Genomic DNA, 25723 nt, shown 5'->3' with positions numbered 1-25723 from the left:
GCCACCCGTATGCATCTGGTATGCGCCGATCGGGTGGCCTTCAACCGCTGCTCCTCGCTACTCCTCGACCGGAAGCGCGACTTCGGCGGCCGCCTCGGGTCCCTGTTCCAACAGGACGGTGAAGCCGTCCTCGTTCAGAACAGGCACTTTGACCTGCATTGCCTTGTCGTACTTCGAACCAGGATTGTCACCTACGACAACGAAAGAGGTCTTCTTCGAAACAGAACCGGTCACTTTCGCTCCCCTGCTCTGCAGGGCGTCCTTCGCCCCGTCCCGCGTGAAGTGCTCAAGTGTGCCGGTCACGACGACCGTCAGTCCTTCGAGCGGGCGCGGGCCCTCGTCCTCGGCGGAACCCTCCTCCTCCATGCGGACCCCGGCGGCCCGCCACTTGCGCAGGATCTCCTGGTGCCAGTCCTCGGCGAACCACTCCTTGAGCGAGGCGGCGATGATCGCGCCGACGCCGTCGGTGTTCGCCAGCTCCTCCTCGGTGGCCTGCTCGATCCGCTCGATCGAACGGAACTCGCGGGCCAGCGCCTCGGCGGCGACCGGGCCGACATGACGGATCGACAGGCCGGTGAGGATGCGGGCCAGCGGGCGGTCCTTGGCCGCGGCGATGGTCTCCAGCATCGCCAGCGCGTTCTTCTTGGGCTCGCCCTGCTGGTTGGCGAAGACCGTGGCGATCTTCTCCTCGCCGGTCTTCGGGTCGCGCTTGGGCAGCCCGCTGTCCTGGTCGAGGACGTACGCCTTGATGGGCAGCAACTGCTCGATGGTGAGCCCGAACAGGTCTCCCTCGTCGCGCAGCGGCGGGTCCGCGGGCTCCAGCGGCTTGGTGAGGGCGGCCGCCGAGACGTAACCGAAGTGGTCGATGTCGAGCGCCTTGCGGCCCGCGAGGTAGAAGAGGCGCTCCCTCAACTGGGCAGGACAGGCACGGGCGTTCGGGCAGCGGAGGTCGATGTCGCCCTCCTTCATCGGCCGCAGCGGCGTGCCGCACTCGGGGCACTCGGCCGGCATCACGAACTCCCGCTCGCTGCCGTCGCGCAGGTCGGCGACCGGGCCGAGGATCTCCGGGATGACATCGCCGGCCTTGCGCAGCACCACCGTGTCTCCGATGAGGACGCCCTTGGCCTTGACGACCTCCTGGTTGTGCAGCGTCGCGAACTCGACCTCCGAGCCGGCCACCGTCACCGGCTCGACCTGGGCGTACGGCGTGACCCGGCCCGTACGGCCCACGCCCACGCGGATGTTGACGAGCTTGGTGTTGACCTCCTCGGGCGCGTACTTCCACGCGATCGCCCAGCGCGGGGCACGGGAGGTGGAACCGAGCCGTCCCTGGAGGGGGATCTCGTCGAGCTTGACGACGACGCCGTCGATCTCGTGCGCCACGGAGTGGCGGTTCTCGCCGTAGTACCGGATGAACTCGCGTACGCCGTCGAGGTCGTCGACCACCTTGTTGTGCGGGGAGGTGGGCAGGCCCCAGGTCTTCAGTAGGGCGTACGCCTCGGAGAGGCGGGTGAGGGGGTCGAAGCCCTCCAGGGCGCCGATGCCGTGCACGACCATGTGCAGGGGGCGGGTGGCGGTGACGCGGGGGTCCTTCTGGCGCAGTGAACCCGCCGCCGCGTTACGGGGGTTGGCGAAGGGCTTGTCGCCGGCCTCGACCAGGCGGGCGTTGAGCTCCTCGAACTTCTCCATCGGGAAGTAGACCTCGCCTCGGATCTCCACGAGGTCGGGCACACGGTCGCCGGTCAGCCGGTCCGGGATCTCCGCGATCGTACGGACGTTGGGCGTGATGTCCTCGCCCGTCCGGCCGTCGCCGCGGGTCGCCGCGCGCGTGAGACGGCCGTGCTCATACGTCAGGTTGACGGCGAGGCCGTCGACCTTCAGCTCGCACAGGAAGTGGTAGTCGGAGGTGCCGACGTCCTTCTGGACGCGCTCGGCCCAGGCCGCCAGCTCCAGGTCGTCGAACGCGTTGTCCAGGGAGAGCATGCGGGAGCGGTGGACGACGGAGGTGAACTCCGTCTCGTACGCCCCCGCGACCTTCTGGGTCGGCGAGTCCGGCGTCCGCAGCTCCGGGTACTCCTCCTCCAGCGCCTCCAGGGAGCGCAGGAGCTTGTCGAAGTCCGCGTCGCTGACGACCGGGGCGTCGTTCACGTAGTACCGGAAGCGGTGCTCCTCGATCTGCTCAGCGAGCTGCGCGTGCTTCTCCCGTGCCTCTGCGGGCACCGTCGTCTCCGCTTGCCTGTCGCCGGCCACCGTGTTGTCCTTCCGTCACTCAGGGTTGTCCGCGAGGGATCTCGCCGCCCGGACGCAGTGGGCGAGGGCTTGGCGCGCGTACTCGGGAGAAGCCCCCGCGAGTCCGCACGACGGGGTGATCGTGACCGCCTCCGCGAGAAGTCCCGGTCGCAGCCCCAGCCTGCGCCACAGCGTCCTGACACCCATGACGCTACCGGCAGGGTCTGACAACGCGGTGTCCGTGCCCGGCACGACACCGGCGAAGAGCCGGGTGCCGGCCTCGACCGCCTCGCCGATCACGTCGTCGTCACGCTCGGTGAGGAGCGAGAAGTCGAAGGACACCCCTGCCGCGCCCGCCCGGCGCAGCAGGGCGAACGGCACGTCCGGTGCGCAGGAGTGGACGACGACCGGGCCGCTCGCGTGCACCCCGACCACCTCGCGGAGGGTGCTCTCGACGAGTTGGCGGTCTACGGCGCGGTAGGTGCGGTAGCCGCTGGCGGACCTGACGTGTCCGCGCAGTACGCCGATCAGGGACGGCTCGTCGAGTTGCAGCACGATCTGGGCGCCGGGGACGCGGCGTTGTACGTCGGCGAGGTGGTTGCGCAGGCCCTCGGCGAGCGAGCCCGCGAGGTCCCGGCAGGCGCCGGGGTCGGAAAGGACGGCCTCGCCGTTCCTCAACTCCAGGCCGGCGGCGAGGGTCCAGGGCCCCACGGCCTGCACCTTGAGCGGGCCCTCGTACCCCTGGGTGAACTCCTCGAACGCGTCGAGGTCCTCCCCCAGCCACGCCCACGCCCGCTTCGTGTCCCGCCCCGGCCGGTCCCCGATCCGCCAGCCGCTGGGCTCCACACGCGCGTACACCTCGACGAGCAGCCCGGCGGTCCGGCCGATCATGTCCGCGCCGGGTCCCCGGGCGGGCAGCTCGGGCAGGAACGGGAAGTCCTCGAAGGCACCGGTCGCGGTCTTCGCGGCTTCCCGGGCATCGGTGCCGGGGAGGGAGCCGATGCCGGTGGCTGCGCCGAAGCTGAACGTAGGTTTGTTGCTCACCCCGGCAGCCTACGGAACCCTGGGGCAGGGGTGACGCCCCCGGGGGCTGCGCCCCTTGGCGGGGTCTGAGCGGAGCCCTAGGGGGCAACCTCACCGGGGCAACCTCACCGCCCCGGCCGCACCGTCAGGTCGTTGACCTCCGCGTCCCCCGGCAGGTCGATCGCCATCAGGATCGTCGTCGCGACCGACTCGGGGTCGATCCACTGGGAGGGGTCGTACTGCTTGCCCTCCTGTTGGTGGACCTTGGCCTGCATGGGGCTGGCGGTGCGGCCGGGGTAGACCGAGGTGACGCGGACGCCGTTGGCGTGTTCCTCGTGGCGCAGGGAGTCCGCGAGGGCCTTCAGGCCGTGCTTGGAGGCGGCGTACGCGGACCAGTCGGCGCTCGCCCGGAGGCCCGCGCCGGAGTTCACGAAGAGGACGTGGCCGCCGGACAGCCGGAGTTGGGGCAGGAAGTGGCGGGTCAGTTCGGCGGGGGCGATCAGGTTGACGTTGAGCTGGTGGCGCCAGGTCTTCGGGGTCAGCTCTCCCACCGGGCCGAGGTCGACCACCCCGGCGATGTGCAGGAGCGTGTCCACGCGGTCGGGCAGGCTCTGGTGCGAGAACGCCCAGCTGAGCTTGTCCGGGTCCGCCAAGTCGCCCACCAGGGTGCTCGCCCCCGGGTGCTCCGCCGCCAGTTCCTTCGCGCGGCCCGCGTCGCGCGCGTGGAGCACGAGTCGGTCCCCGCGCGCGTGCAGCCGGCGGGCGACGGCCGCGCCGATGCCGGAACCGGCTCCGGTGATCACATGTGTAGCCATGTCCGCCATGCTCGCATCAGTGGATGCCCAGAGACTCCTCCAGGTAGGCCAGCGCCCCCACCGGCTCCTCCGCGAAGAACACCAGGTCGGTGAGCGGGACGGGCAGGAACCCCTCGTCCTCCATGCGCCGGAACTGGGTCTTCAGGCCGTCGTAGAAGCCCGCGGTGTTCAGCAGTACCACCGGCTTGTCGGTGTGGCCGTGCTTCTTCAGCTCCAGGATCTCCGTGGCCTCGTCCAGCGTCCCGGTGCCGCCCACCATGATGACCACGGCGTCGGACTTCTCCAGGAGCAGTTTCTTGCGTTCGGCGAGGTCGCCGGCGATCACCATCTCGTCCGCGTCCGCCCGTGCCGAGGCCGCCAGGAAGGTCACCGAGACGCCCACCAGCCGCCCGCCGGCCGCCTGTACGCCGTCGGCGACCACCTTCATCAGCCCGGCCTCCGAACCGCCCCACACAAGCGTGTGCCCGCCCTTGCCTAGCAGTTCCGCGAACTCCCGCGCGGGGCGCGTGTAGCGCTCGTCCAGGTCGGCCGCGGAGAGAAACACACAGATCTTCATGTCGTCACCGTACGCGGGAAGAACCAGGGGCCCGCGAGTGCTTTTCCGGTATGGCCCAAGGACACACGATCACGATCGAGCAGGGCGACCGGCACGTCCGCGTCGTCCACGGCGACCAGGTGCTGGCGGAGAGCGACCGCCCCCTCGTCCTGAAGGAGACCGGTTCTCCGGTGCGGTACTACCTCCCTCCGGAGGATGTACGCCTCGACCTCCTGACCCCCTCCGAGACCCACACGCACTGCCCCTTCAAGGGCGACGCGTCCTACTGGTCCCTGCCGGACGCCCCCGACCTGGTGTGGGCGTACCCCGACCCCAAGCCCGACGTCGCACAGATCAAGGACCACCTCTGCTTCTACGAAGTAGAAGTGTCGTGACCGATTGAGAAGTGTCGTGACCGATTAATCGGCGTTCCTTCGGCAGTCTTCACCGACATGGAGAAGAAGACTGTTTCGCGCGACGGCACCGCCATCGCGTACGAACGCATCGGTGCGGGTCCGCCCGTCGTCCTGGTCGGGGGCGCGATGACGACGGGCGACGGCCTGCTGCCGCTCGCCGCGCAGCTCGCGCACCGGTTCGCGGCCGTCCCGTACGACCGCCGGGGCCGGGGCGCGAGCGGCGACACGGCCCCGTTCGCGGTGGCCCGGGAGGTCGAGGACCTCGCGGCGCTGATCGACGCCGTCGGCGGCAGCGCGTCCCTCTACGGGCACTCGTCCGGCGCCGCCCTCGTCCTGCACGCGGCGGCGAGCGGCCTCCCCGTCACCCAAGTCGCCCTGTACGAGCCGCCGTTCGCCCTCGACGCGACCGGCGCCAAGGAGCGCGCCGAGTACACCGAGCGCCTCACGGAACTCCTCGCCGAGGGCCGCCACGGCGACGCCGTCGCGCTCTTCATGGCACTCACCGGCGCGCCCCCGGAGATGATCGACGGCGCCCGCCACTCCCCCGTGTGGCCCGGCATGGAGGCCATCGCCCCGACCCTCGCCTACGACGACGCGGCCATGGGGGACGGATTGGTGCCGACGGACCGGCTGGCGTCCTTGTCCGTCCCGGTGCTCACCATCGCGGGCGGCGCGAGCGCCGAGTGGATGCGGGAGGCCGCGCGGGCCGTGGCCGACGCGGCGCCGGACGGGACGTATCGCACCCTGGACGGTCAGACCCACATGGTGGACCCGACCGTCCTCGCGCCCGTGCTCGCCGAGTTCTTCGCGGACTCGAACTGACCCGGCCGCCCGACGACTTGACCCCGGTCTCAGGCCCTGATCGCAAGACCGACCTCAGGCGCCCTGATCTCAGTATGTGGTCTCAGGCCATCGCCGTCGCCGCGCGCGTGGTCGTCGCGATCGTCGCCGACCCCACCACGCGCGTGTCGTCGTACAGCACGATCGCCTGCCCGGGGGCCACGCCCCGCACGGGCTCGGTGAACGACACCTCCAGGGTGCCGTCGACGAGTTCGGCGGTGACCTCGGTCTCGCCGCCGTGGGCGCGGAGCTGGGCGGTGTAGGTGCCGGGGCCGGAGGGGGCCGTGCCGCACCAGCGGGGCTTGACGGCGGTGAGGCCGCTGACGTCCAGGGAGGCGGCCGGGCCGACCGTCACCGTGTTGTCGACCGGGGAGATGTCCAGGACGTAGCGCGGCTTGCCGTCGGCGGCCGGGGTGCCGATCCGCAGGCCCTTGCGCTGGCCGATGGTGAAGCCGTACGCGCCCTCGTGCGAGCCGATGACGGAGCCGGACTCGTCGACGATGTCGCCCTCGGCCTTGCCGAGGCGGTTGGCCAGGAAGCCCTGGGTGTCGCCGTCGGCGATGAAGCAGATGTCGTGCGAGTCGGGCTTCTTGGCGACCGCGAGGCCACGGCGCTCGGCCTCCGCGCGGATCTCGTCCTTCGTCGTCACGGTGTCGCCGAGCGGGAACAGCGCGTGTGCGAGCTGCCGCTCGTCCAGGACACCGAGGACGTACGACTGGTCCTTGGCCATGTCGGAGGCGCGGTGCAGTTCGCGGGTGCCGTCCTCGTTCACGATCACCTGGGCGTAGTGGCCGGTGCAGACCGCGTCGAAGCCGAGGGCGAGGGCCTTGTCGAGGAGCGCGGCGAACTTGATCTTCTCGTTGCAGCGCAGGCACGGGTTCGGGGTGCGGCCGGCCTCGTACTCGGCGACGAAGTCCTCGACGACGTCCTCACGGAATCGGTCGGCAAGGTCCCAGACGTAGAACGGGATGCCGATGACGTCGGCGGCGCGGCGGGCGTCCCGTGAGTCCTCGATCGTGCAACAGCCACGCGCGCCCGTGCGGAACGATTGCGGGTTCGCGGAGAGCGCGAGGTGGACGCCGGTCACGTCGTGGCCGGCTTCGGCGGCGCGGGCGGCGGCGACGGCGGAGTCGACGCCGCCCGACATGGCGGCGAGTACGCGAAGGGGGCGGGGGCGCTGCGAGGTCTCAGTCATAACCCTTCCAGGGTACGGGTCCTCGGGAACCGGGGCCCGCGAGTATCCGTTGACGATCACATGGGGGAGACACAGAGCGATCAGAACCATCAAAGTCGTCAGGACAGTCAGGGCGATCCGGGCGATCGGGCGGGGAAGCCGCCGGGTCCCGCGGACACCTCACCGGGTCCCGCCGGCCGGCGGCCCGGGCGGCGTGCGCTGCTCATCGGCGGGGTCGTGGCCGCCGTAGGGACCGCTGTGGTGGCTCGGGACGAGTTGGCGCGGTTGTGGTGGCGGACGCCGGGGGTGGAGAAGCCGCGGACTCCGGGGGCCGTCGATTTCCGGGGGGCCACGTGGGTGGCGGCGTCCTCGGCGAACTACCGGCGGGCCGACCGGCCGGACGACTACGCGATAGACCGGGTGGTCATCCATGTCACACAGGGCAGTTACGAGAGCGCGGTGAAGGCCTTCGAGGACCCCTCGCACCAGGCGGCCGCGCACTACATCGTCCGGCAGCGCGGGGACATCACGCAGATGATCCGCGAGCTGGACGTGGCCTTCCACGCGGGGAACCGCGAGTACAACGAACGCAGTGTCGGCATCGAGCACGAGGGCTTCGTGGAGCGGAAGTCGTCGTTCACGGACGTGATGTACACGAACTCCGCGCGGCTGACGGCGGAGATATGCCGGCGCTACGGAATCCCTGTGGACCGGAAGCATGTCATCGGGCACGTGGAGGTGCCGGGGACCGATCACACGGACCCGGGGCGGTACTGGGACTGGGACCGGTACATGGCACTCGTAAGGCGGGCACACCGGACACAAGCGTGACTCGCGTCACATGGCGGTTTGGCTATGAGTCGTTTCAGTCACGGCGGTGTCCGATGCGTCCCCCGCTCCGGATGTGACCTGGGGCACGCCAACTCCGCTTTGATTCAAGGGGAGTTGGGGAGCGACCGCGCACGCTTACCTTTCACAGATTGCCCGGCTGACTACTAACAACTCCCCAGTCTTTACACAGTCCTTAGGTCAAATCTCTGACCCCATGACACACACCAGCGAGCCCGCGTCCGGAGAGAACAGAGACGCGAAGGGCTACCACCGCAAGTCCACGGCCGAGAAGCGCGAGCACGGCAAGGACATCGCGGCCCGGGGCAAGGGTCTGCACCGGCGCAAGTTCCTCGGCGGTATGGCCGGGGCCGGCATCGCGGCGGTCGCCGCGGCGGGAGGCGCCTTCTCACTGCTGAACGACGCGGCGAAGAACAAGGCGTCCGCGGCGGACAGCACCCTGGTCATCCCGGACCTCCTGGAGGGCACGACCAGCGACAGCACCACGACCTTCACCCTGGAGGCCAAGACCGGCACCGCCGAGGTGCTGAGCGGCGTCACCAGCAGCACCATGGGCTACAACCAGTCGTTCCTCGGTCCCACCATGAAGTGGACCAACGGCGACACAGTGCTGCTGAACATCACCAACAGCCTGGGCGCGGACACCACTGTCCACTTCCACGGCGCCCACGTCCCGGCCAAGATGGACGGCGGCCCGCAGGTCGCGTTCTCCGACGGGACCACCTGGTCGCCGACGTTCACGGTCGACGACGACGCTAAGACCCTCTGGTACCACCCGCACGCGCTGGGCACCACGGCCAAGCAGGCGGTGCACGGGCTGGCCGGGATGATCATCGTCGAGGACGACTCGACCACCTCGTCGGACCTGCCCAGCGACTACGGCGTCGACGACATCCCGCTGATCTTCCAGTGCCTGGCCACCGACAGCGCCGGGGACATCAAGTACGACCTGGCGGGCTACCTCAGCAGCGGTCTCAGCTACCCGCTGCTGCTGAACGGCACGAACGTCGACTCCACCACGCTCGGCTTCACGGCCACCAAGACCCGCACCCGCTTCCGCGTGCTGAACGCCTCGCCCTCCGACATCATCACCGTCCAGCGCAGCGACGGCGGCACGCTCAGCCAGATCGCCACCGACCAGGGCTATCTGACCGAGGCGACCGACGTCACGTCGATCCGGCTGGTGGCCGGCGCCCGCGCCGAGTTCGTGATGGACCTGAGCGCGGACGCGACGCTCCAGGCCGTCATCACCACCGGCTGGGTCCGCGGCGGCAGCGGCACCTACGACGTCCTCGCCATCACCGCGAGCGGCACCGACACCCCGGACGACCTCCCCAGCACCCTCAACACGATCGACCGCTACGACACCAGCGACTTCACGGCCCGCACCATCACGCTCGGCCAGAGCGGCACGACCATGCTGATCAACGGCTCGGCCGGCACCAGCATGTCCTCCATGGCGATGATCAGCACCACGCTGGGGTCCAAGGAGATCTGGACGATCAAGAACAGCACCCAGCTGGAACACTCGTTCCATCTGCACGACGTGCCGTACCAGCTCATATCGATCAACGGCGAGACACCGACAGGCGTCGAACTCGGCTGGTACGACACCTACGAAGTGGTCGGTGGCGGCTCGATCGAGATCGCCATGGAGTTCACGGACTTCTCCGACGACACGTATATGTACATGCTCCACTGCCATCTCCTCCAACACGAGGACGAGGGCATGATGGCCGCCCTCATGGTGACGGACAGTTAGGCAGCGACGGTCAGGTCAGCCCGGCGGCGCGAGCACGGTCCACCGCCGGGCCGATCGCCTTCGCGACGGCATCCACATCGGCCTCCGTGGAGGTGTGGCCGAGAGAGAAGCGCAGGGTGCCGCGGGCCAGGTCCGGATCGGTGCCGGTGGCCAGGAGGACGTGGCTGGGCTGGGCGACGCCCGCCGTGCAGGCCGAGCCGGTGGAGCACTCGATGCCCTGGGCGTCCAGCAGGAGCAGCAGGGAGTCGCCCTCGCAGCCGGGGAACGTGAAGTGGGCGTTGGCCGGGAGGCGGTCCACCGGGTCGCCGCCGAGGATCGCGTCCGGGACCGCCGTACGGACGGCGGAGACCAGCTCGTCGCGCAGGGCGCCGATCTCGCGGGCGAACCACTCGCGCTGTTCGGCGGCGAGCCGGCCGGCGACCGCGAAGGAGGCGATCGCGGGGACGTCGAGGGTGCCGGAGCGGACATGGCGTTCCTGGCCGCCGCCGTGCAGAACGGGTACGGGGGTGTACTCGCGGCCCAGCAGCAGGGCGCCGATGCCGTACGGTCCGCCGATCTTGTGCCCGGAGACGGTCGCCGCGGCGAGCCCGGAGGCGGCGAAGTCGACCGGAACCTGACCGAAGGCCTGCACCGCGTCGGCGTGCAGCGGGATGCCGAACTCCCCCGCCACATCGGCGAGTTCACGGACCGGCAGGACCGTGCCGATCTCGTTGTTGGCCCACATCACGGTCGCCAGGGCGACGTCGTCGGGGTTGCGGGCGATCGCCTCGCGCAGCACCTCGGGGCGGACCCGGCCGTAGGAGTCGACGGGGAGGTACTCGACGGTGGCGCCCTCGTGCTCGCCCAGCCAGTGGACGGCGTCCAGGACGGCGTGGTGCTCGACGGGGCTGGCCAGGACCCGGGTGCGGGCCGGGTCGGCGTCGCGGCGGGACCAGTACAGGCCCTTCACCGCGAGGTTGTCGGCCTCGGTGCCGCCGGAGGTGAACACGACCTCGCTGGGGCGGGCGCCGAGCGCTTCGGCGAGGGTCTCCCGGGCCTCTTCGACCGTACGGCGGGCCTTGCGGCCGGAAGCGTGGAGGGAGGAGGCGTTGCCCGTGATGCTCAGGTGGGCCGTCATCGCCTCGACTGCCTCGGGAAGCATCGGGGTGGTCGCGGCGTGGTCGAGGTATGCCATGGTGACGCCGATTCTACGGGCCCCGGTGCGCACCCCGGAGGGGCGGGCACGCCTGGCGGGATCCGGCGGGTCTCCTAGAAGCTCCAGGAGACCGTGCTGTCCAGCTGCATGAAGGCGACGAGGACCAGCAGATCGGCGATGCCGAGTCCGAGGCCGAGGAAGGCACGGCCGCGACGGGCGGTGCCGCGCCACAGCGCCGCGCCGGCCAGGGCGATGGCGATCGGGCCGAGGAACACGTTGAGCACGAGCAGACCGACGAGGCCGAGGATGAAGGACGCGACGGCCATGCCGTCGGCGTCACGACGGCCGGTGGGCTTCACGTCGGCGTTGTCGTTGGTGGTGCTGCTGGTTGCCGGTGCGGTGAGTTGCATGTGGGTTCAGCTCCCGATGATCGGGCGGGTGGTGGGTCGGGCGGTCGACTGGCAGCCGCGGACGGTCAGTTGGCGGTCGTACGGCTGCGGCGGCCGTGCCGCTCGCGGAGCGCGAAGATGCCCAGCCATACGGCGATGACGGTGGCGGCGACGGCGGTGAAGGCGAGCGGCGCGTGGGCCACGGTGCCCACCACGACGCCGAACAGCAGGAGCGCTACGACGAGGAACAGCATGGGATGAATCCCCCTCCGAGCCGACCGGGACGTCCGGACGGCTCTCGTTACGTTTCGGTGAACGGTTGTAGTAACACTTGTTCACTGAACTTGAGTCTAGCGCGTCCGGCGACTTTCCAATTACGGAGAACAGTTGTTAACTGGATGACATGAGTCACACCCTCGGCATCCGGCAGGTACAGAAGCAGAAGACCCGACAGGCGTTGCTGGACGCCGCGTTGGGGCTGCTGGAGGAGCAGAGCCTGAGCAGTCTGGGCCTGCGCGAGGTCACCCGGGCCGTGGGCGTCGCCCCGACCGCGTTCTACCGGCACTTCCGCTCCACGGCCGACCTCGGGGTCGCGCTCGTCGAGGAGGCACTGGGCAGTCTGCATCCGATGATCCGGCAGACGGTGGCCCCGGCGGACAGCGGCCAACGCATCACGCGGGCCGTCGAGTTGATCGCCCATCACGTGGATTCGCACCCGGCACACGTCCGCTTCATCGCGCGCGAGCGGCACGGCGGGGTGCAGCCGGTGCGGGAGGCCATCCGGGACCAACTAGCCCGGTTCGCCGAGGAGGTGAAGGCCGAGCTGGCCAAAGACCCCGAGTCACGGGGCTGGCGCGACGACGACCTGCTGATGCTGGCCCACCTCTATGTGGACCAGATGCTCATCACGGCCTCACTCTTCCTGGAGGCACTGGAGGCGTCGCCCGAGGAGCGCGAGCGCGTGGCCCAACTCGCCCAGCAGCAGATGCGGTTGATCAGCGTGGGCCGGAGGCACTGGCTGGGCTGAGGTGCGGTGCGGTGCCGCCGGGCAATTCTCCATCGCCGACCGACAGCTCCGTGCCGGTAGCAAGTCCGCACCGGCGGCCGGGAATTCCGCGCCGGTAGCAACTAGGCACCGGGGGCTGGGAGTTCCTTGCCGGTAGCAAGTCCGCACCGGCGCCGGGAATTCCGCGCCGGTCACCACTCCACACCAGCGGCCGGAAGTTCCGCGCCGGTCACCACTCCACACCAGCGGCCGGAAGTTCCGCGCCGGTCACCACTCCACACCAGCGGCCGGGAATTCCCTGCCGGTCGCCACTCCACACGAGCGGCGGGAAGTTCCACGCCGGTAGCAACTCCACACCAGCGGCCGGAAGTTCCACGCCGGTAGCAACTCCGCACCTGCGGCCGGGAGTTCCGTGCGGACGGCGGGCATGCGACAGGGGCGGCACGCCCGGTGTGCGAGTGTGCCGCCCCTGTTGTGCGGGAGCCGCGGTCAGCCCTGCTGCGGGGCCCCGCTCATCTGGCCGCCGCCCGGGCCGCCGCCGCACCCGCCGCCGGGGCCGCCGCCCTGGCCGCCCTGTCCGCCGCCCCCGCCGGGGCCACCGGTCGGCATGCCGGAGGCGTTGCCGGTCGGCATGCCCGTCGGCTTGCCCGAGGCCGCGGCGCCCGTGGGCGCGCCCGAGGGGGCGCCGCTGGGCCGTGCCGTGGCGTTGCCGGTGGGCATGCCGGAGGCGGAACAGGACTGCGTGGAACCGGAGTTGCCGCTGCCGGAGGACGACGACGAGTCGCTCGACCCGCAGGCCGCCAGGGCCAGGGGCGAGAGCGCCAGCAGGGCCACTGCGGGGATGAGACGCGCACGCTTCATGAGAAACAACTCCAAAAACGATGAGGATGTCTTGTGACGGGAACTCAACCAACGCCGCTTAGGGCTTCGTTGTCCGAGCCCTGTCCTCACCCTGTGCGCGGAGTAAAGGGCAGCCCAAGAGACCACCCTGACCTGCGACTTCACGGCCGGGCCGCGCCTACTCGCTGGTACAGCTCCGTGACAGAAGCGGCCGCCGCAGCCACCTCGGCGCGCACCTCCGGCGGCGATACGACCTCCAACGCGTCGGCGAACTGGAGCAGTTGGCGTGCCTCGCGGACGACGCCGTACGACAGCCGGACCGTCACCCACTCGTTCTCGCCCTCGTCCTCGGGGAGTTCGGTGAGCGAGGAGGCGTTGAGGCGCAGGAACATGTCGAGGCGGGAGCGGCGGACGCGGACGGTGACGTCGAGTCCGCCGGGGCGTTCCTCGACCTGGCGGCGCAACTCCTCCCAGGCGTCGGCGAGTTCGACGCCCGGGCGGCGCTTCACCGGGTCGGGGAGGAGGGTGGCCGAGTGCACGCGGTCGGCGCGGAAGAGGCGGGGGCGCGCACGGCGGTCGGCGACGAGATACCAGACACCGGCCTTGGAGACGAGGCCGTACGGGTCGACGGTGTAGGTGCTCGGCTCCTTCGCCCCGCTGTGTCGATAGCGCAGTCGCAACCGCCGGTCGGCGAAGACCGCGTCCTGCAACACGTCCAGATCCACGGCGGGTTGGGGCCCGCCCTTCCACCGCGTGGCATCGACGAGGATGCGCCGCGAGGTCACCTCGGCGGCCGGCCGGTACGGCGCCGGCAGCGCGGCCATCACCTTGCGCAGCGCGGAACCGAGCGCGGCGTCGAGGCCGAGTGCGGCGTGGGCGCCCTGCGCGGCCAGGATGAACAGGGCGCGCGATTCGTCGGCGGTCAGTCCCGTCACGTCCGTACGGAACCCGGCGAGCAGCTCGATCCCGCCGTGCCGCCCGCGCTCGGCGTACACCGGCACCCCGGAGGCGGACAACGCCTCGACGTCCCGGTAGATGGTCCGCACCGACACCTCAAGCCGGTCGGCGAGTTCACGCGCGGGGACGCGGCCACGGGTCTGCAGAAGCAACAGGATCGAGAGCAGTCGGTCGGCCTTCACACCCCCAGGATCCACGGCCGGAAACCCTCCGGCAAATGCTGACGGAATCTGTCAGGTTATGGATCCACCATCCCTGCCATGAACCCCAACGCGAACGACCCCCGTCCCCTGTACACCCGAGCCACCGAGCAGGCCGCCGCCCTGATCGGGACGGTACGACCGGAACAGCTGGCCGGCCCGACCCCGTGCACGGAGTTCGATGTCCGGACCCTGCTGAGCCACCTCGTCGGCGGCACCCACCGCATCGCGACGATCGGCGAGGGCGGCGACGGCATGGCCGTACACCCCTTCGTGGACGGTGTGACCGACGAGAGCTGGCCGGCCGCGTACGAGGAGGCCCGCGTCCGGGTCCGGGAGGCATGGGCGGACGACACGCGGCTGGAGGCCCTGGTCCAGGTCCCGTGGGGCAAGGCCCCGGGCCATATCGCCCTCTCTGGCTACCTCATGGAGGGCGTCACGCACACCTGGGACCTCTCCGAGGCCCTGGGCCACCCTCTCCAACTCGACCCGGAACTGGCGGAGTTCGCCCTCGCGATCGCCCGCCGGGTCCTCCCGGACGAGCAGCGGGACGCCGGCACACCCTTCGACACGGCCGTGCCGGTGGCCGAAGGGGCCGACGCGTACGGGCAGTTGGCCGCCTGGCTGGGGCGGAAGCCGGTCAGCTGAGGCGGGCGCGTGCCAACTGCCGCGACTGGGCGACCAGTCGGTCCTCGCTGTCCCAGACCTCCGCGTCCTCCTCCAGGAAACCGCCGGCCAGGTTGCGGGTGGTGATCGACACCCTCAACGGTCCCGGTGCGGGGCGGGCGCGGACGTGGACGGTGAGTTCCACCGTGGGGACCCAGCCCTTCAGGCCGATCTCGAAGGCGGTCGGGGGGAGGGCGTCCACCGCGAGGAGGAGGGACAAGGGGTCCGCGTCCCGGCCGTCCGCCAGACCGAACCAGGAGCGCATCTCGCCCTTGCCGGAGGGGGCGCCCAGGGCCCAGCCGAGGGTGGACGGGTCGAGCTTGAGCATCAGGCGGTCGGCGATGGCCGAGCTGCCGGAGACGGGAGTGGGGCCGTCTTCCGGGCCGAAGCACTGGTCCATGGGCGGGAAAGAGGGCGGCTTCGCCGTCGTGCGGACGTCGTCCGGGAGGGTGTCCAGGTCGCCGTAGGAGGCCAGGACCCGGATGCGCTCGACCTCTCCGCCCTCTTCGTCGTACTGGAAGAGGGAGGCCTGGCCGGTGGAGAGGGTGCGGCCGGTGCGGACGGTGTCCGTGCGGATGACCGCCGGGCCGGGCTGGGACGCGGTCAGGTAGTGCGCCGAGATCGTGAACGGGTCGTTGTGGGGCAGCGCGTCCGCCAGGGCTCGGCCCAGGACGGCGAGGAGGTAGCCGCCGTTGACAGCGCTGATGATCGTCCAGCCGGCCGAGAGGTCGATGTCGTAGACGCCCGGGGCGCGACGGGTGACCGCGGTGTCGCGGTCGAACTCGCTGTCGCCGATCGTGGCCCGCGTGGGCGCCGGGGCGGATGCTGCTTCTCGCATGGATGAACCGTACAACATGACATTACTAAGCGGTAGCTTTGTTGTTGCGGGCATATGAAACCACCGCCAGACCATCGGCCGGGCGGGTGAGGAACCGGCAATTTCTTGGTAAGTGTCCGAACTCGTCCGTGACGCGCGGCCCGTGATCCCCCTCTTTGGGGACATGAGCCTCACCGGGACTCCGTTCCTCTACACCGCCGTCGTGCTGACGATCGTCGCCCTCATACTGCCGCTCGTGCTGTGGTCGCGGACGCGCGGCCCCAAGGCCGTACGCGTGGCGGCACGGGCCCTGATGCTGCTGTTCGCCCAGGCGACGGCCGTCACCCTGGTCTTCGTCATGGTCAACAACCAGAACAACCTCTACGACAACTGGGCCGACCTCCTCGGCACCGGCAATCACGTCCAGCAGGCCGCCGACCTGGGCAAGAACGGCACCGGAAACATCTCGCTGAAGCGGTTGCCCAAGGTGAAGCAGGCCTTCTCCCCCGCCGAGGGTCCCGGCATGCGCGCGGCCGGCGGGGTCGAGGTCACCCAGCTCAAGGGCCAGGTCTCCGGGGTCAACGCCGAGGTGTACGTGTGGCTGCCGCCGCAGTACAAGGAACCCGCCTACCGGCACCACAGGTTCCCGGTCGTCGAACTGCTGCCGGGCTATCCCGGCTCGGCGAAGGCCTGGTTCGGGTCGCTGCACGCGAACGAGCAGCTGCTGCCGCTGATGAGGAGCGGGCGGGTCGCGCCCTTCATCCTGGTCGCGCCGCGCACCAACCTGCTGGCCGGCGTCGACACCGGCTGCGCCAACATCACCGGCACGGTCAACGCCGACACCTGGCTGAGCGTCGACGTACCGAAGATGGTCATGGACAACTTCCGCGCCGAGCCCGCCCCTTCGGGCTGGGCGGTGGCCGGCTACTCGGCCGGGGCGCACTGCGCGGTCAAGCTCGCCGTCGCCCACCCGGACCGCTACCGCGCGGCCGTGGGCATGTCCGGCTACAACGACCCGATCGCCGAACGCAATTCACTCGCCGCCGCGAGCCCGGCCCTGCGCGCCGCGAACAACCCGTACCTGCTGCTCAAGGCGAAGAAGACCCCGCCGCCGATCGCCCTGTACATCTCCGGCGAGTCCGGCGACGGCTACCAGGCGGGCACCGCTCTGGCCTCCGTCGCCGAGGCGCCGACGACCGTGCACGTGGTGTTCCTGCCACGCAGTGACGGCGGCCACACGATGGCGCTGTGGCGGCCGCAGGTGAAGGCGGTCTTCCGCTGGCTGACGCTGGAGATGGGCAAGAACCACCCGCACGCGAAGACCGGGACGACTACTCCTCACGGACGGTCGACCTCCGGTTCCACGCACGCGGAGCTCGCCAGTGGAACCGCATCGCGAGCAGGCGCAGCACGAAAGCGGTGACGACCGCGAGCCCGCTGGTGAACGGGCCCAGCGCGTCGTAGCGGATGCAGACGGCGACCATGGTGGCGCCGACGATCGCCGGGACCGCGTACAGGTCGCGGTCCCAGCGGAGCAGGGACGGAGTCTCGTTGGCCAGGACGTCCCGCAGCACGCCGCCGCCGACGGCGGACCCGAGGCCGAGGGCCACCGAGGCGGTCAGGCCGAGCCCGTAGTCGTACGCCTTCACCGTGCCGGTGACACAGAACAGGCCGAGGCCGGCCGCGTCGAAGACGTTGACGCCGGCCTGGATGCGCTCCACGTGCGGATGGAGGAAGAACACGAGGAGCGCGGCGACGAGCGGGGTGCTGAAGTAGCCCAGGTCCGTGAAGGCGGCCGGGGGTACGGCCCCGATGATGAGGTCCCGGAAGACCCCTCCGCCCAGCGCGGTGACCTCGGCGAGCACGGCGATGCCGAACACGTCGAAGTTCTTGCGGACGGCCAGCAGCGCGCCGGAGATGGCGAACACGAAGATGCCGACGAGGTCGAGCGTGTGCTGGACGGAGGGGCTGAACAGTTGCTGAAGCACCCCACATTCTTACCTGCGGAAGGGTGCCTCCCTTTCAAAGCAAGGGTTACAGGGTCGGTTTCCCTGGCGTGAACAGCCAGGTCTGGAACAGGTCGTCGAGCTGCCGGCCGCTGATCTTCTCGGCGAGCTTGATGAACTCGGCGGTGCTCGCGTTGCCGTAGCGGTGAAGCTTCGTCCAGGTGGGCAGCAGCTTGAAGAACGCGGTGTCGCCGATGCGTTCGCGGAGCATCTGGAGGGTCATCGCGCCGCGCTGGTAGACGGCCGACGCGAACATGGTGTCCCGCTGCGGGTCCGCTACGACGGTCTGCCAGAAGGCGCTGTCGGCGGGGCGGGAGTTGTAGCCGGCCAGGAACGAGTCGTGCGCGGTGCGGGTGCCCTGGTGCTCGGCCCACAGCCACTGGGCGTAGGTCGCGAAGCCCTCGTTGAGCCAGATGTCCTTCCAGTGCGCGACCGACACGGAGTCGCCGAACCACTGGTGGGCCAGCTCGTGCACGATCGTCGTCTCGTTGCGCACGGCCGAGTAGGCGGGCTTGCTCTGCACCTCCAGCGAGAACCCGGCCTCCGGCATGTCGTCGACGATCGCGCCGGTCTCCTCGAAGGGGTACGGCCCGAAGACCTGCGACCAGTAGTCGGTGGCGGCGGCGGTCACGGCGTACACGTCGACGCTGTTGCTGTTGGCGAGGACCGGGTCGATGGCGACGTAGATCGGGGTGCCGCCGGGGGTCGTACCCGTCTTCACGTCGAACTTCCCGATGGTGGCGGTCGCGAGGTAGGTCGCCATGGGCTTGCTCTCGCGCCAGTGGGTGTACGTCGAGTCGCCCTTGTCGTACGTCGAGACGAGCCGGCCGTTGGAGACTCCGGTGAGGCCCTTGGGGGCCTTGATGCGGATGTCGTAGGTGGCCTTGTCGGAGGGGTGGTCGCTGGACGGGAACCAGGTGGAGGCGGCGTTGGGTTCGCACGCGACGAACACTCCGTCGGTGGTCTTCATCCAGCCGTAGTCGGAGCCGAACACGATGGGTCCGTTGAGGGGTTCGGGCACCCCGCCGTAGGTGACGGTGACCGTGAAGTCCCTGCCCTTGCGGAGCGAGTCCCTCGGGGTGATGCGCAGTTCGTCGCCGGTGCGGGTGAACTGGGCCTGTCTTCCGTTCACTTGGACCTTGGTGACCTCCAGCTTCTGCAGGTCGAGGTCGAAGGAGGAGAGGTTCTGGGTGGCGCGTGCCGTGAGTGTCGTACGGCCGTCGAGGCGGTCGGTGTCGGGGTTGTAGGCGACGTCGAGGGCGTAGTGCCGGGCGTCGAAGCCGCCGTTGCCGAGTTGCGGGAAGTAGGAGTCACCGATGCCGTCGGCGCCGGGGGTGGGGGCGGAGGAGGCGGCTATGACAAGAAAAGAGGCCGCCGCGGTAGCGAGGGCCCCTAAACGTGCCGAACGGGAGAGTGCCATGAGTCGTCCCTTCGGGTGCGTTTCCGATCAGTCGGACACGCTCGACTCTGCACTCTCCCGTTTCGTCATGGTCATGACTTTACCAACTTGTCATGCCCTACTTGGCAGTTGACTCCTGGTCGCCGGATTCCGCTTCGGGGGAAGCGGGGGCCGGGGTTTCGGGGGTCTCCTCGGAGGTGGCCTGGGCTTCGGCGGTCGCGGGCTTCTCAGCCGCGGCCTCCTCCGCCTCTGCCCCGGCTTCCGCCTCGGGCTCGGTCTCCGCCGGCTTCTCCAGGACCGCGGCGCCCACCAGCTCCACCGCTTCCTTCGCGGCGCTCAGCAGGACGGTGTCCTGCGGGGCCTGGTCCGCGAAGTTCTCCGGGTGGTGGCAGGCGACCTGCTGGCCGGGCCGGAGCTCGACCAGCTGGGGTTCCTTCGTGCGGCAGATCTCCGTGGCCTTCCAGCAGCGCGTGTGGAAACGGCAGCCGCTGGGCGGGGAGATCGGCGAGGGGACGTCGCCCTTGAGCAGGATGCGCTCGCTCTTGGCACCCCGGCGCTTGGGGTCCGGCACCGGCACGGCCGACATCAGGGCCTTGGTGTACGGGTGCATCGGTGACTCGTACAGCTTGGTGCTGTCGGCGAGTTCGACGATCTTGCCGAGGTACATCACCGCGACCCGGTCCGAGACGTGGCGTACGACGGAGAGGTCGTGCGCGATGATCACGTACGTCAGGCCGAGCTCCGTCTGGAGGTCGTCCATGAGGTTGACGACCTGCGCCTGGATCGACACGTCGAGCGCCGAGACCGGCTCGTCCGCCACCACGAGCTTGGGCTTGAGGGCGAGCGCGCGGGCGATGCCGATGCGCTGGCGCTGACCGCCGGAGAACTCGTGCGGGTAGCGGTTGAAGTGCTCGGGGCTCAGACCGACCAGCTCCAGAAGGCGCTGGACCTCCTTGCGCACCCCGCCCTCGGGCTCCACGCCCTGGAGCCGGAACGGCGCCGAGACGATCGAGCCGATGGTGTGCCGGGGGTTCAGGGAGCCGTACGGGTCCTGGAAGATCATCTGGATGTCCCGGCGCAGCGGGCGCATCCCGGCCGCGTTCAGGGTCGTGATGTCCTGGCCCTCGAAGTGGATCGAGCCGCCCGTCGGGTCCTGGAGCCGGGTGATGACCCGGCCCATGGTCGACTTGCCGCAGCCCGACTCACCGACGACGCCCAGGGTCTCGCCCTTGCGCACCTCGAAGTCGATGCCGTCGACGGCCTTCACCGCGGCGACCTGACGCTGCAGGATCCCCTTCTTGATGGGGAAGTGCTTCTTCAGGCCCTCGACCTTGAGCAGCACCTCACGGTCCTCCGAGGAGGCCGCCTGCTCCGGTACGACCGCGGTGGCGGCCTGTTTGTTCGTATCGCTCACAGCTTCGGCGCAATCTCTTCGGTCCAGATCCGCGTACGGTCCGCAGCCGGGAGGTGGCAGGCGGACCAGTGCCCGCCGTCGACCAGCTCCAGCTCGGGGCGCACGGTTCGCGTGACGTCGCCCTTGGGGATGTCCGCGTACGGGCAGCGCGGGTGGAAGGCGCAGCCCGAGGGGACGTTGATGAGGCTCGGCGGCTGGCCCTTGACCGGGATGAGCCGCTCCGAGGTCTCCCGGTCGATGCGCGGCATCGAGCCCAACAGGCCCCAGGTGTACGGGTGTTGCGGCTTCTCGAAGATCTCGTCGACGGGACCGCGCTCCACGCACCGGCCGCCGTACATGACCAGGACGTCGTCGGCGATCTCGGCGACGACACCGAGGTCGTGGGTGATCAGGACGACCGCGGAGCCGAACTCCTTCTGCAGGTCCCGGATCAGGTCGAGGATCTGCGCCTGGACGGTCACGTCCAGGGCGGTCGTCGGCTCGTCCGCGATGAGCAGTTCGGGGTTGTTGACCAGGGCCATCGCGATCATCGCGCGCTGGCGCATACCGCCGGAGAACTCGTGCGGATAGCCGTCGACACGCTTGGCGGGCTCGGGGATGCCGACCCGGTCGAGCATCTCGATGGCGCGCGTGCGGGCGGCCTTCTTGCTGACGTCGTGGTGGACCCGGTACGCCTCGACGATCTGGTCGCCGATCTTGTAGTACGGGTGCATCGCGGACAGCGGGTCCTGGAAGATCATGGACATCTGCTGGCCGCGGAGCTTGCGCACCTCGTCCGGCTGGGCGCCCACGAGTTCCTGGCCGTCGAGCCAGATCTCGCCGGTCATCCGCACGTTCTTGCCGCGCGGGCCGAGCCGGTGCAGACCCATGATCGCCAGCGAGGTGACGGACTTGCCGGAGCCGGACTCGCCCACGATGGAGAGGGTCTTGCCCTTCTCCAGCGAGAAGCTGAGCCCGTCGACGGACTTGACCACGCCGTCGTCGGTCGGGAAGTGCACCTTGAGGTCGCGGACTTCGAGGAACGAACTCGGGGCGGCCGACGGCGAGTTGACGGGCTCGCCCACTGCGGCGTCAGTCGCAGAGGAAGGATCAAGGTCGGTCACGAGAGCCTCACCCGCGGGTCGGCGGCGGCGTACAACAGGTCCACCAGGAGATTTGCGATCACTACGAAGAACGCTGCGAGCAGGGTCACGCCGAGGATCGGGGGCAGGTCGTTGCTCTCGATCGACTGCACCGCGTACTGGCCGATGCCGTGCAGGGAGAACACCGACTCGGTGATCAGCGCACCGCCGAGCAGCAGACCGAGGTCCATGCCGAAGACGGTGATGATCGGCGTCAGGGCGGCCCGCAGACCGTGCTTGACAACAACGTTGCGTTCCCGCAGGCCCTTGGCTCGGGCCGTGCGGATGAAGTCCTCGTTCATCGTCTCCAGCATGCCCGAGCGGGTGAGCCGCGCGTAGATGGCGGAGTAGAGGAGCGCGAGCGAACACCACGCCGGGAACAGCGTGTTGGCCCACTGCGCGGGGTTCTCGGTGAACGGGACGTAGGTGCGGCCGAAGATCGGCCACTGGTACGTGAAGAGCAGGATGGCCAGGTTGCCCGTGAAGAACATGGGCAGCGAGACACCCGCGAGCGCCACGCCCATGAAGGCGCGGTCGAAGAACGACCGCGGCTTGAGCGCGGAGATCACACCGACCGTGACACCGGACAGCAGCCAGAGCACGGCGGCGCCGGAGGCCAGCGAGATGGTGACCGGAAGGCGGGAGGTGAGCTGCGGCCAGACCTCGACGTGGTCCTTGAAGGAGTAGCCGAAGCAGGGCGCGTCGCAGTGCACCGTGGTGGGGCCGAGGTTGTAGGTGGCGCCCGCCACGATCCCCTTGATGAAGTGCCAGTACTGCAGGTAAAGGGGCTGGTCCAGACCGAGGTTGTGCTTGACCGCGGCGATGTCCGCCGCCGACGGGCTCTTCCCGATGTACTGCTGGGCCAGCTGGTCCGCGGTCTGGCCGGCGAGCCGTGGCAGCAGGAAGAAGATGCCGAAGGTGACCGCGGAGACGACCAGCAGCAGGATCACCGCTGCGACCGTCCGACGGAGAATGTACGAGATCACGGGGATCGGCGCTGGTGCCCGCGGGCCGCAAAGCCCGCGGGCACCAATGCCTTCACCTGCCTTCCGGGGCTACGACTACTTCGTGGTGCCGATGTTGAGGTAGTCGTACTGGCCGCTGAAGGCCGCCGTCGACACCAGGTTGCTGTAGTTCGCCGGACGGGCGAGCAGGACCTTGAAGTAGGTCAGCGGAACGAGGGCCGCGTCGCTCATGGTCTGCTTGTCGATCTGGGCGTACATGCTGTTGCGGGTGGCCACGTCCTCGGTGCCGATGGCCTTGGCGAGGAGGGCGTTGACCGACTTGTTGTCGTACTGCGACAGGTTGGTGTTACCCGACGCGCCGATCGCCTCACCGTTCAGGATCTGCTGCTCGAAGCCGTAGCCGGAGGGCCAGTCGGCACCCCACTGCATCATGATCAGGCCGATGTTCTGCTGCTCGGTGAACTTCGGGACACCCGCGTAGTCGGTGAAGTACTTGCCCGACGGGTACTGCTTCAGGCTGGCGTTGATGCCGACGGCCTTCAGCGAGTTGATGATCGCGGTGGCCGCGGAGATCTCCTGCGGGCGGTCGCTGCGGGCCGAGAGGTTCGTCGAGATCGACGTCTTGCCGCAGGCCTGCAGCTGCGCCTTGGCCTTGGCGACGTCACCCTTGTTGCCGGTGGTGGCGTACTGGTCGGCCTTCTCGTAGCCGGTGATGTCCGGCGGCAGGACGGTGCTGGCGATCTCACCGCGGATCGGGCCGCCCTCGGCGGTCTGCACGGAGACCTTGTCGATGGCGTACTCGACGGCCTTGCGGCAGGCCACGTTGTCGAACGGCTTCACCTTGGTGTTGATCGCCATGTAGACGAGACGGCCACCGAAGGTGTTGTCCGTGCCCGCCTTCTTGTCGGCGGAGGTCAGCAGCTGCGCCTGGGTCGCGGCCTGGACACCCGTACCGCCCATGTCGATCGCGTTGCCCGCGAGGACGTCCTTGTCGATCGTGTCGGCGTTGACCTTCAGGTTCACGACGATCTTGTCCGGGTACTGCTTGCGCAGCGGGTCCGTCGCCGCGTTCCAGTTCTTGTTGCGCACGAGGACGGCCTGCTTGCCGTCCTGGTAGCTCTGGAACTGGTACGAGCCGGAGGACACGATGTTCTTGACGTAGTCGACGCCGGTGTCCTTCGCCTGCGGCACCGGAGCCGTCTGCGGCGCCGCGACCAGGTAGTCGAACTCCTGGAAGGCCGTGTTCAGGTGGAAGACGATCGTGGTGTCGTCCGGGGTCGCGATGGACTTGAGGCCCTCGGCGCTCTTGTCCTTGTACGGGCCCTTGTAGTCCTTGCCGCCGACCAGGAACTGCTGGAAGTAGTTCGGGCCGAGGGAGAGCACGTCACGCGCGAAGTTCGAACGCTCCACGGCGTACTTGACGTCCTTGGACGTGATCGCCGTGCCGTCCTGGTACTTCAGGCCCGAACGCAGCTTGTACGTCCAGGTCTTGCCGCCGTCGCTGGAGACACCCTTGCTCGCGGCGAGGTCCGGGACCAGGGTGTTGCCCTTGGAACCGGGGCCGGGCTCGAACGTCATCAGCGGACGGGCGTACAGCCGGCTGAAGTTGTACATGTACGCGTAGTACGTGTTGCCCGGGTCGAACGAGTCCGGAACGTCGGACAGTTCGTAGGTGACCGTCCCGCCCTTGTGCGTAGAGGCGTTGACGACGTCCTTGGTCGCTGCGTTGGCCCCAGCCGCCTTCGTACCGTTGTCACTCTTACTGTCATCGGCCTTGCTGCAACCTGCCATGAGCAGTGTCGCGGAGCCGATGGCCGCAACTGCGGCCAGCGCTGACCTTCGCATGATGGTCTGCTTCCTCCATTGTCGGAAACTTGGTGGACTCTCGGGTGCGGGCCCTAGCGGCTGCGGGGGTCGAGAGCGTCGCGGAGACCGTCGCCCAGCAGGTTGAACGCCAGGACGGTCACGAAGATGGCGAGGCCGGGAACGATCATGTACGCGGGGTCGACCTCGTAATAGGTGACCGCGTCCCGCAACATGCCGCCCCAGGATGCCTGCGGGGGCTGGATACCGACCCCGAGGAAGCTGAGGGACGCCTCGAAGAGGATGTTCGTCGGGATGAGCAGCGTCGAGTAGACGATGATCGGGCCGACCAGGTTGGGCAGCAGCTCCCGGAAGAGGATGTACGGCGCCTTGGCGCCCATGCCCCGGGAGGCGTCCACGAACTCCCGCTCGCGCAGGGCGAGGGTCTGGCCGCGGACGATCCGGCCCAGGTAGGGCCAGTTGAAGAAGCCGATGACGAAGATCAGCACGCTCAGGTGCAGCGGCAGGCCGTTGAGGCCGAAGGCACCGCCCTGCAGGGTCGCCGAGATGGCGATCGCGAAGAGCAGCAGGGGGAAGGCGAGGAAGGTGTCCATCAGCCGGCTGATGATCGAGTCGACCCGGCCGCCGTAGTACCCGGCGACGACGCCGAGGATCGTGCCGATCACGTTCGACAGGATCGTGGCGCCGAAGGCGACCACCAGCGACACCCAGGAGCCTTCGAGGATGCGGGTGGCGACGTCCCGGCCGAACTGCGGGTCCACGCCGAGCGGGTGGTCCCAGCTCATGCCGCCCCAACCGCCCTTGGGCAGCGAGGTGTTGGCGTCGATCAGGTTCTGGTGGAAGGCGTCGGGATCCAGCCCGAACACCGACTGGATCGGACGGGAGAGTGCCGCGACCAGGATCAGCAGGACGACGATGACGCCGCCGGCGACGGCGACTCTGTCCTTCTTGAACCGGGTCCAGGCGATCTGTCCAAGGGAACGGCCCTCGATCTGCCCCTTCTCGGCGCCGGCGAGCACAGCCTCCGGCTGCGCCCCGGCTTCCGCCCCCGTGGTCTCGATCGGTGCGGTCACTGTGACCCGACCCCTCTCGCCGGTGGTTACCGGCTTACGCCTGCCGCGGATTAGCGGCTTTGTCGACTTGCAGTGGACATGGGTCCCCGGACCCTGTGTCTGAGTCGCGAGTCTTCAGCGTGGCTGCGATCACCCGCCAGGCCTGACGGCGAAAGTATGCGCAACCGTGATGCTTAACTAGGGATTCCGTTATCCGAACAGTGGGTAACGCCCCTCGGACGCCGGACAGATGGGACAGAATGGAGATTCGGCGTCTTTCGGGGCACCA

General features: G+C 69.3%; 24 protein-coding genes and 1 pseudogene. 7 read left to right on the top strand and 18 right to left on the bottom strand.

Features of this window, described 5'->3' with window-relative positions; all coding sequences use genetic code 11:
• Positions 1-57 precede the first annotated feature (57 nt).
• The 4 genes from ligA to ACGFY9_RS29715 all read right to left on the bottom strand — a co-directional run bounded on the left by ligA (position 58) and on the right by ACGFY9_RS29715 (position 4623).
• A complete protein-coding gene (ligA, locus tag ACGFY9_RS29730) occupies positions 58-2250 on the bottom strand; it encodes an NAD-dependent DNA ligase LigA (protein ID WP_393759218.1) in 2193 nt (730 codons plus the stop codon).
• 15 nt (positions 2251-2265) lie between these two features.
• Positions 2266-3273, bottom strand: a complete 1008-nt coding sequence (locus ACGFY9_RS29725; RefSeq protein WP_393759216.1) for a methionine synthase — start codon at positions 3271-3273, stop codon at positions 2266-2268.
• Positions 3274-3377: 104 nt separating this feature from the next.
• Complete coding sequence (locus ACGFY9_RS29720) at positions 3378-4076, bottom strand: SDR family oxidoreductase (protein ID WP_393759214.1); 699 nt, start codon at positions 4074-4076, stop codon at positions 3378-3380.
• 7 nt (positions 4077-4083) lie between these two features.
• Positions 4084-4623, bottom strand: a complete 540-nt coding sequence (locus tag ACGFY9_RS29715) for a TIGR00730 family Rossman fold protein (protein ID WP_393759212.1) — start codon at positions 4621-4623, stop codon at positions 4084-4086.
• 50 nt (positions 4624-4673) lie between these two features.
• Here ACGFY9_RS29715 and ACGFY9_RS29710 point away from each other — a divergent pair, with 50 nt between their 5' ends.
• Both ACGFY9_RS29710 and ACGFY9_RS29705 read left to right on the top strand, forming a co-directional pair.
• Positions 4674-4997 carry a DUF427 domain-containing protein gene (locus tag ACGFY9_RS29710; RefSeq protein WP_393759210.1) on the top strand — a complete coding sequence of 108 codons (324 nt, stop codon included), beginning with the start codon at positions 4674-4676 and terminating at the stop codon, positions 4995-4997.
• A 57-nt stretch (positions 4998-5054) separates the two neighbouring features.
• Positions 5055-5840 carry an alpha/beta fold hydrolase gene (locus ACGFY9_RS29705; RefSeq protein WP_393759208.1) on the top strand — a complete coding sequence of 262 codons (786 nt, stop codon included), beginning with the start codon at positions 5055-5057 and terminating at the stop codon, positions 5838-5840.
• Between the two features lie 82 nt (positions 5841-5922).
• Here ACGFY9_RS29705 and mnmA read toward each other — a convergent pair whose 3' ends face one another.
• Positions 5923-7053, bottom strand: coding sequence for a tRNA 2-thiouridine(34) synthase MnmA (gene mnmA / locus ACGFY9_RS29700; RefSeq protein WP_393759206.1), 1131 nt, complete (start codon positions 7051-7053; stop codon positions 5923-5925).
• 60 nt (positions 7054-7113) lie between these two features.
• Between mnmA and ACGFY9_RS29695 the strand changes: the two genes are divergently transcribed.
• Both ACGFY9_RS29695 and ACGFY9_RS29690 read left to right on the top strand, forming a co-directional pair.
• Positions 7114-7863, top strand: a complete 750-nt coding sequence (locus tag ACGFY9_RS29695; RefSeq protein WP_393759204.1) for an N-acetylmuramoyl-L-alanine amidase — start codon at positions 7114-7116, stop codon at positions 7861-7863.
• 214 nt (positions 7864-8077) lie between these two features.
• Positions 8078-9640, top strand: a pseudogene (locus ACGFY9_RS29690) (multicopper oxidase family protein); the annotation flags it as partial.
• 13 nt (positions 9641-9653) lie between these two features.
• Here ACGFY9_RS29690 and ACGFY9_RS29685 read toward each other — a convergent pair.
• From ACGFY9_RS29685 to ACGFY9_RS29675, 3 genes are all read right to left on the bottom strand, one after another.
• Positions 9654-10817, bottom strand: coding sequence for a cysteine desulfurase family protein (locus ACGFY9_RS29685; RefSeq protein ID WP_393759202.1), 1164 nt, complete (start codon positions 10815-10817; stop codon positions 9654-9656).
• A gap of 74 nt (positions 10818-10891) precedes the next feature.
• Positions 10892-11188: a DUF4190 domain-containing protein gene (locus ACGFY9_RS29680; protein WP_393759200.1), complete on the bottom strand. Its 297-nt coding sequence runs from the start codon at positions 11186-11188 to the stop codon at positions 10892-10894.
• 65 nt (positions 11189-11253) lie between these two features.
• Positions 11254-11421 (bottom strand): hypothetical protein, encoded by a 168-nt coding sequence (locus tag ACGFY9_RS29675; protein WP_365306810.1) that lies wholly within the window; start codon positions 11419-11421, stop codon positions 11254-11256.
• A gap of 149 nt (positions 11422-11570) precedes the next feature.
• Between ACGFY9_RS29675 and ACGFY9_RS29670 the strand changes: the two genes are divergently transcribed.
• Positions 11571-12194 carry a TetR family transcriptional regulator gene (locus ACGFY9_RS29670; RefSeq protein ID WP_393759198.1) on the top strand — a complete coding sequence of 208 codons (624 nt, stop codon included), beginning with the start codon at positions 11571-11573 and terminating at the stop codon, positions 12192-12194.
• Between the two features lie 468 nt (positions 12195-12662).
• Here ACGFY9_RS29670 and ACGFY9_RS29665 read toward each other — a convergent pair whose 3' ends face one another.
• Positions 12663-13034, bottom strand: a complete 372-nt coding sequence (locus ACGFY9_RS29665) for a hypothetical protein (protein WP_318018966.1) — start codon at positions 13032-13034, stop codon at positions 12663-12665.
• 140 nt (positions 13035-13174) lie between these two features.
• On the bottom strand, positions 13175-14152 hold the full coding sequence (locus ACGFY9_RS29660) for a helix-turn-helix transcriptional regulator (RefSeq protein ID WP_393759196.1): 978 nt from the start codon (positions 14150-14152) through the stop codon (positions 13175-13177).
• Between the two features lie 78 nt (positions 14153-14230).
• Here ACGFY9_RS29660 and ACGFY9_RS29655 point away from each other — a divergent pair, with 78 nt between their 5' ends.
• Positions 14231-14818 carry a TIGR03086 family metal-binding protein gene (locus ACGFY9_RS29655; RefSeq protein ID WP_393759194.1) on the top strand — a complete coding sequence of 196 codons (588 nt, stop codon included), beginning with the start codon at positions 14231-14233 and terminating at the stop codon, positions 14816-14818.
• On the opposite strand, the gene ACGFY9_RS29650 is transcribed toward ACGFY9_RS29655, so the two are convergent.
• Positions 14811-15674, bottom strand: coding sequence for a thioesterase family protein (locus ACGFY9_RS29650; RefSeq protein WP_393759192.1), 864 nt, complete (start codon positions 15672-15674; stop codon positions 14811-14813). The two genes, ACGFY9_RS29655 and ACGFY9_RS29650, sit on opposite strands and share 8 nt — an antisense overlap.
• A gap of 163 nt (positions 15675-15837) precedes the next feature.
• On the opposite strand from ACGFY9_RS29650, the gene ACGFY9_RS29645 reads away from it, so the two are divergent.
• Positions 15838-17076, top strand: a complete 1239-nt coding sequence (locus tag ACGFY9_RS29645) for an alpha/beta hydrolase (protein ID WP_393759190.1) — start codon at positions 15838-15840, stop codon at positions 17074-17076.
• Here ACGFY9_RS29645 and ACGFY9_RS29640 read toward each other — a convergent pair.
• The 7 genes from ACGFY9_RS29640 to ACGFY9_RS29610 form a co-directional block, all read right to left on the bottom strand.
• A complete protein-coding gene (locus ACGFY9_RS29640) occupies positions 16985-17641 on the bottom strand; it encodes a trimeric intracellular cation channel family protein (RefSeq protein WP_393759188.1) in 657 nt (218 codons plus the stop codon). The two genes, ACGFY9_RS29645 and ACGFY9_RS29640, sit on opposite strands and share 92 nt — an antisense overlap.
• A 46-nt stretch (positions 17642-17687) precedes the next feature.
• Positions 17688-19079 carry a M1 family metallopeptidase gene (locus ACGFY9_RS29635; RefSeq protein ID WP_393759186.1) on the bottom strand — a complete coding sequence of 464 codons (1392 nt, stop codon included), beginning with the start codon at positions 19077-19079 and terminating at the stop codon, positions 17688-17690.
• A gap of 97 nt (positions 19080-19176) precedes the next feature.
• Complete coding sequence (locus tag ACGFY9_RS29630) at positions 19177-20472, bottom strand: ABC transporter ATP-binding protein (protein WP_393759184.1); 1296 nt, start codon at positions 20470-20472, stop codon at positions 19177-19179.
• Positions 20469-21575 carry an ABC transporter ATP-binding protein gene (locus ACGFY9_RS29625; RefSeq protein ID WP_393759182.1) on the bottom strand — a complete coding sequence of 369 codons (1107 nt, stop codon included), beginning with the start codon at positions 21573-21575 and terminating at the stop codon, positions 20469-20471. Before ACGFY9_RS29625 ends, ACGFY9_RS29630 begins: the two co-directional genes overlap by 4 nt.
• Positions 21572-22579 (bottom strand): ABC transporter permease, encoded by a 1008-nt coding sequence (locus tag ACGFY9_RS29620; protein WP_033282771.1) that lies wholly within the window; start codon positions 22577-22579, stop codon positions 21572-21574. Before ACGFY9_RS29620 ends, ACGFY9_RS29625 begins: the two co-directional genes overlap by 4 nt.
• A gap of 75 nt (positions 22580-22654) precedes the next feature.
• Positions 22655-24403 carry an ABC transporter substrate-binding protein gene (locus ACGFY9_RS29615; RefSeq protein ID WP_393759180.1) on the bottom strand — a complete coding sequence of 583 codons (1749 nt, stop codon included), beginning with the start codon at positions 24401-24403 and terminating at the stop codon, positions 22655-22657.
• Positions 24404-24456: 53 nt separating this feature from the next.
• Positions 24457-25455 (bottom strand): ABC transporter permease, encoded by a 999-nt coding sequence (locus tag ACGFY9_RS29610; RefSeq protein ID WP_033282773.1) that lies wholly within the window; start codon positions 25453-25455, stop codon positions 24457-24459.
• Between the last annotated feature and the right edge of the window lie 268 nt (positions 25456-25723).

Source organism: Streptomyces sp. NPDC048504 (assembly GCF_043200035.1).
Classification (GTDB): domain Bacteria; phylum Actinomycetota; class Actinomycetes; order Streptomycetales; family Streptomycetaceae; genus Streptomyces.
This window is presented reverse-complemented; position numbering and strand designations above follow the sequence as displayed.

Bases quoted from the DNA above. Each gene is read 5' to 3' on its own strand.
- mnmA (WP_393759206.1), bottom strand. From the start codon at position 7,053: ATGACTGAGACCTCGCAGCGCCCCCGCCCCCTTCGCGTACTCGCCGCC.
- ACGFY9_RS29645 (WP_393759190.1), top strand. From the start codon at position 15,838: ATGAGCCTCACCGGGACTCCGTTCCTCTACACCGCCGTCGTGCTGACG.
- ACGFY9_RS29635 (WP_393759186.1), bottom strand. From the start codon at position 19,079: ATGGCACTCTCCCGTTCGGCACGTTTAGGGGCCCTCGCTACCGCGGCG.
- ACGFY9_RS29665 (WP_318018966.1), bottom strand. From the start codon at position 13,034: ATGAAGCGTGCGCGTCTCATCCCCGCAGTGGCCCTGCTGGCGCTCTCG.
- ACGFY9_RS29720 (WP_393759214.1), bottom strand. From the start codon at position 4,076: ATGGCGGACATGGCTACACATGTGATCACCGGAGCCGGTTCCGGCATC.
- ACGFY9_RS29695 (WP_393759204.1), top strand. From the start codon at position 7,114: ATGGGGGAGACACAGAGCGATCAGAACCATCAAAGTCGTCAGGACAGT.
- ACGFY9_RS29680 (WP_393759200.1), bottom strand. From the start codon at position 11,188: ATGCAACTCACCGCACCGGCAACCAGCAGCACCACCAACGACAACGCC.
- ACGFY9_RS29650 (WP_393759192.1), bottom strand. From the start codon at position 15,674: ATGCGAGAAGCAGCATCCGCCCCGGCGCCCACGCGGGCCACGATCGGC.
- ACGFY9_RS29655 (WP_393759194.1), top strand. From the start codon at position 14,231: ATGAACCCCAACGCGAACGACCCCCGTCCCCTGTACACCCGAGCCACC.
- ACGFY9_RS29715 (WP_393759212.1), bottom strand. From the start codon at position 4,623: ATGAAGATCTGTGTGTTTCTCTCCGCGGCCGACCTGGACGAGCGCTAC.
- ACGFY9_RS29710 (WP_393759210.1), top strand. From the start codon at position 4,674: ATGGCCCAAGGACACACGATCACGATCGAGCAGGGCGACCGGCACGTC.
- ACGFY9_RS29685 (WP_393759202.1), bottom strand. From the start codon at position 10,817: ATGGCATACCTCGACCACGCCGCGACCACCCCGATGCTTCCCGAGGCA.
- ACGFY9_RS29705 (WP_393759208.1), top strand. From the start codon at position 5,055: ATGGAGAAGAAGACTGTTTCGCGCGACGGCACCGCCATCGCGTACGAA.
- ACGFY9_RS29675 (WP_365306810.1), bottom strand. From the start codon at position 11,421: ATGCTGTTCCTCGTCGTAGCGCTCCTGCTGTTCGGCGTCGTGGTGGGC.
- ACGFY9_RS29615 (WP_393759180.1), bottom strand. From the start codon at position 24,403: ATGCGAAGGTCAGCGCTGGCCGCAGTTGCGGCCATCGGCTCCGCGACA.
- ACGFY9_RS29670 (WP_393759198.1), top strand. From the start codon at position 11,571: ATGAGTCACACCCTCGGCATCCGGCAGGTACAGAAGCAGAAGACCCGA.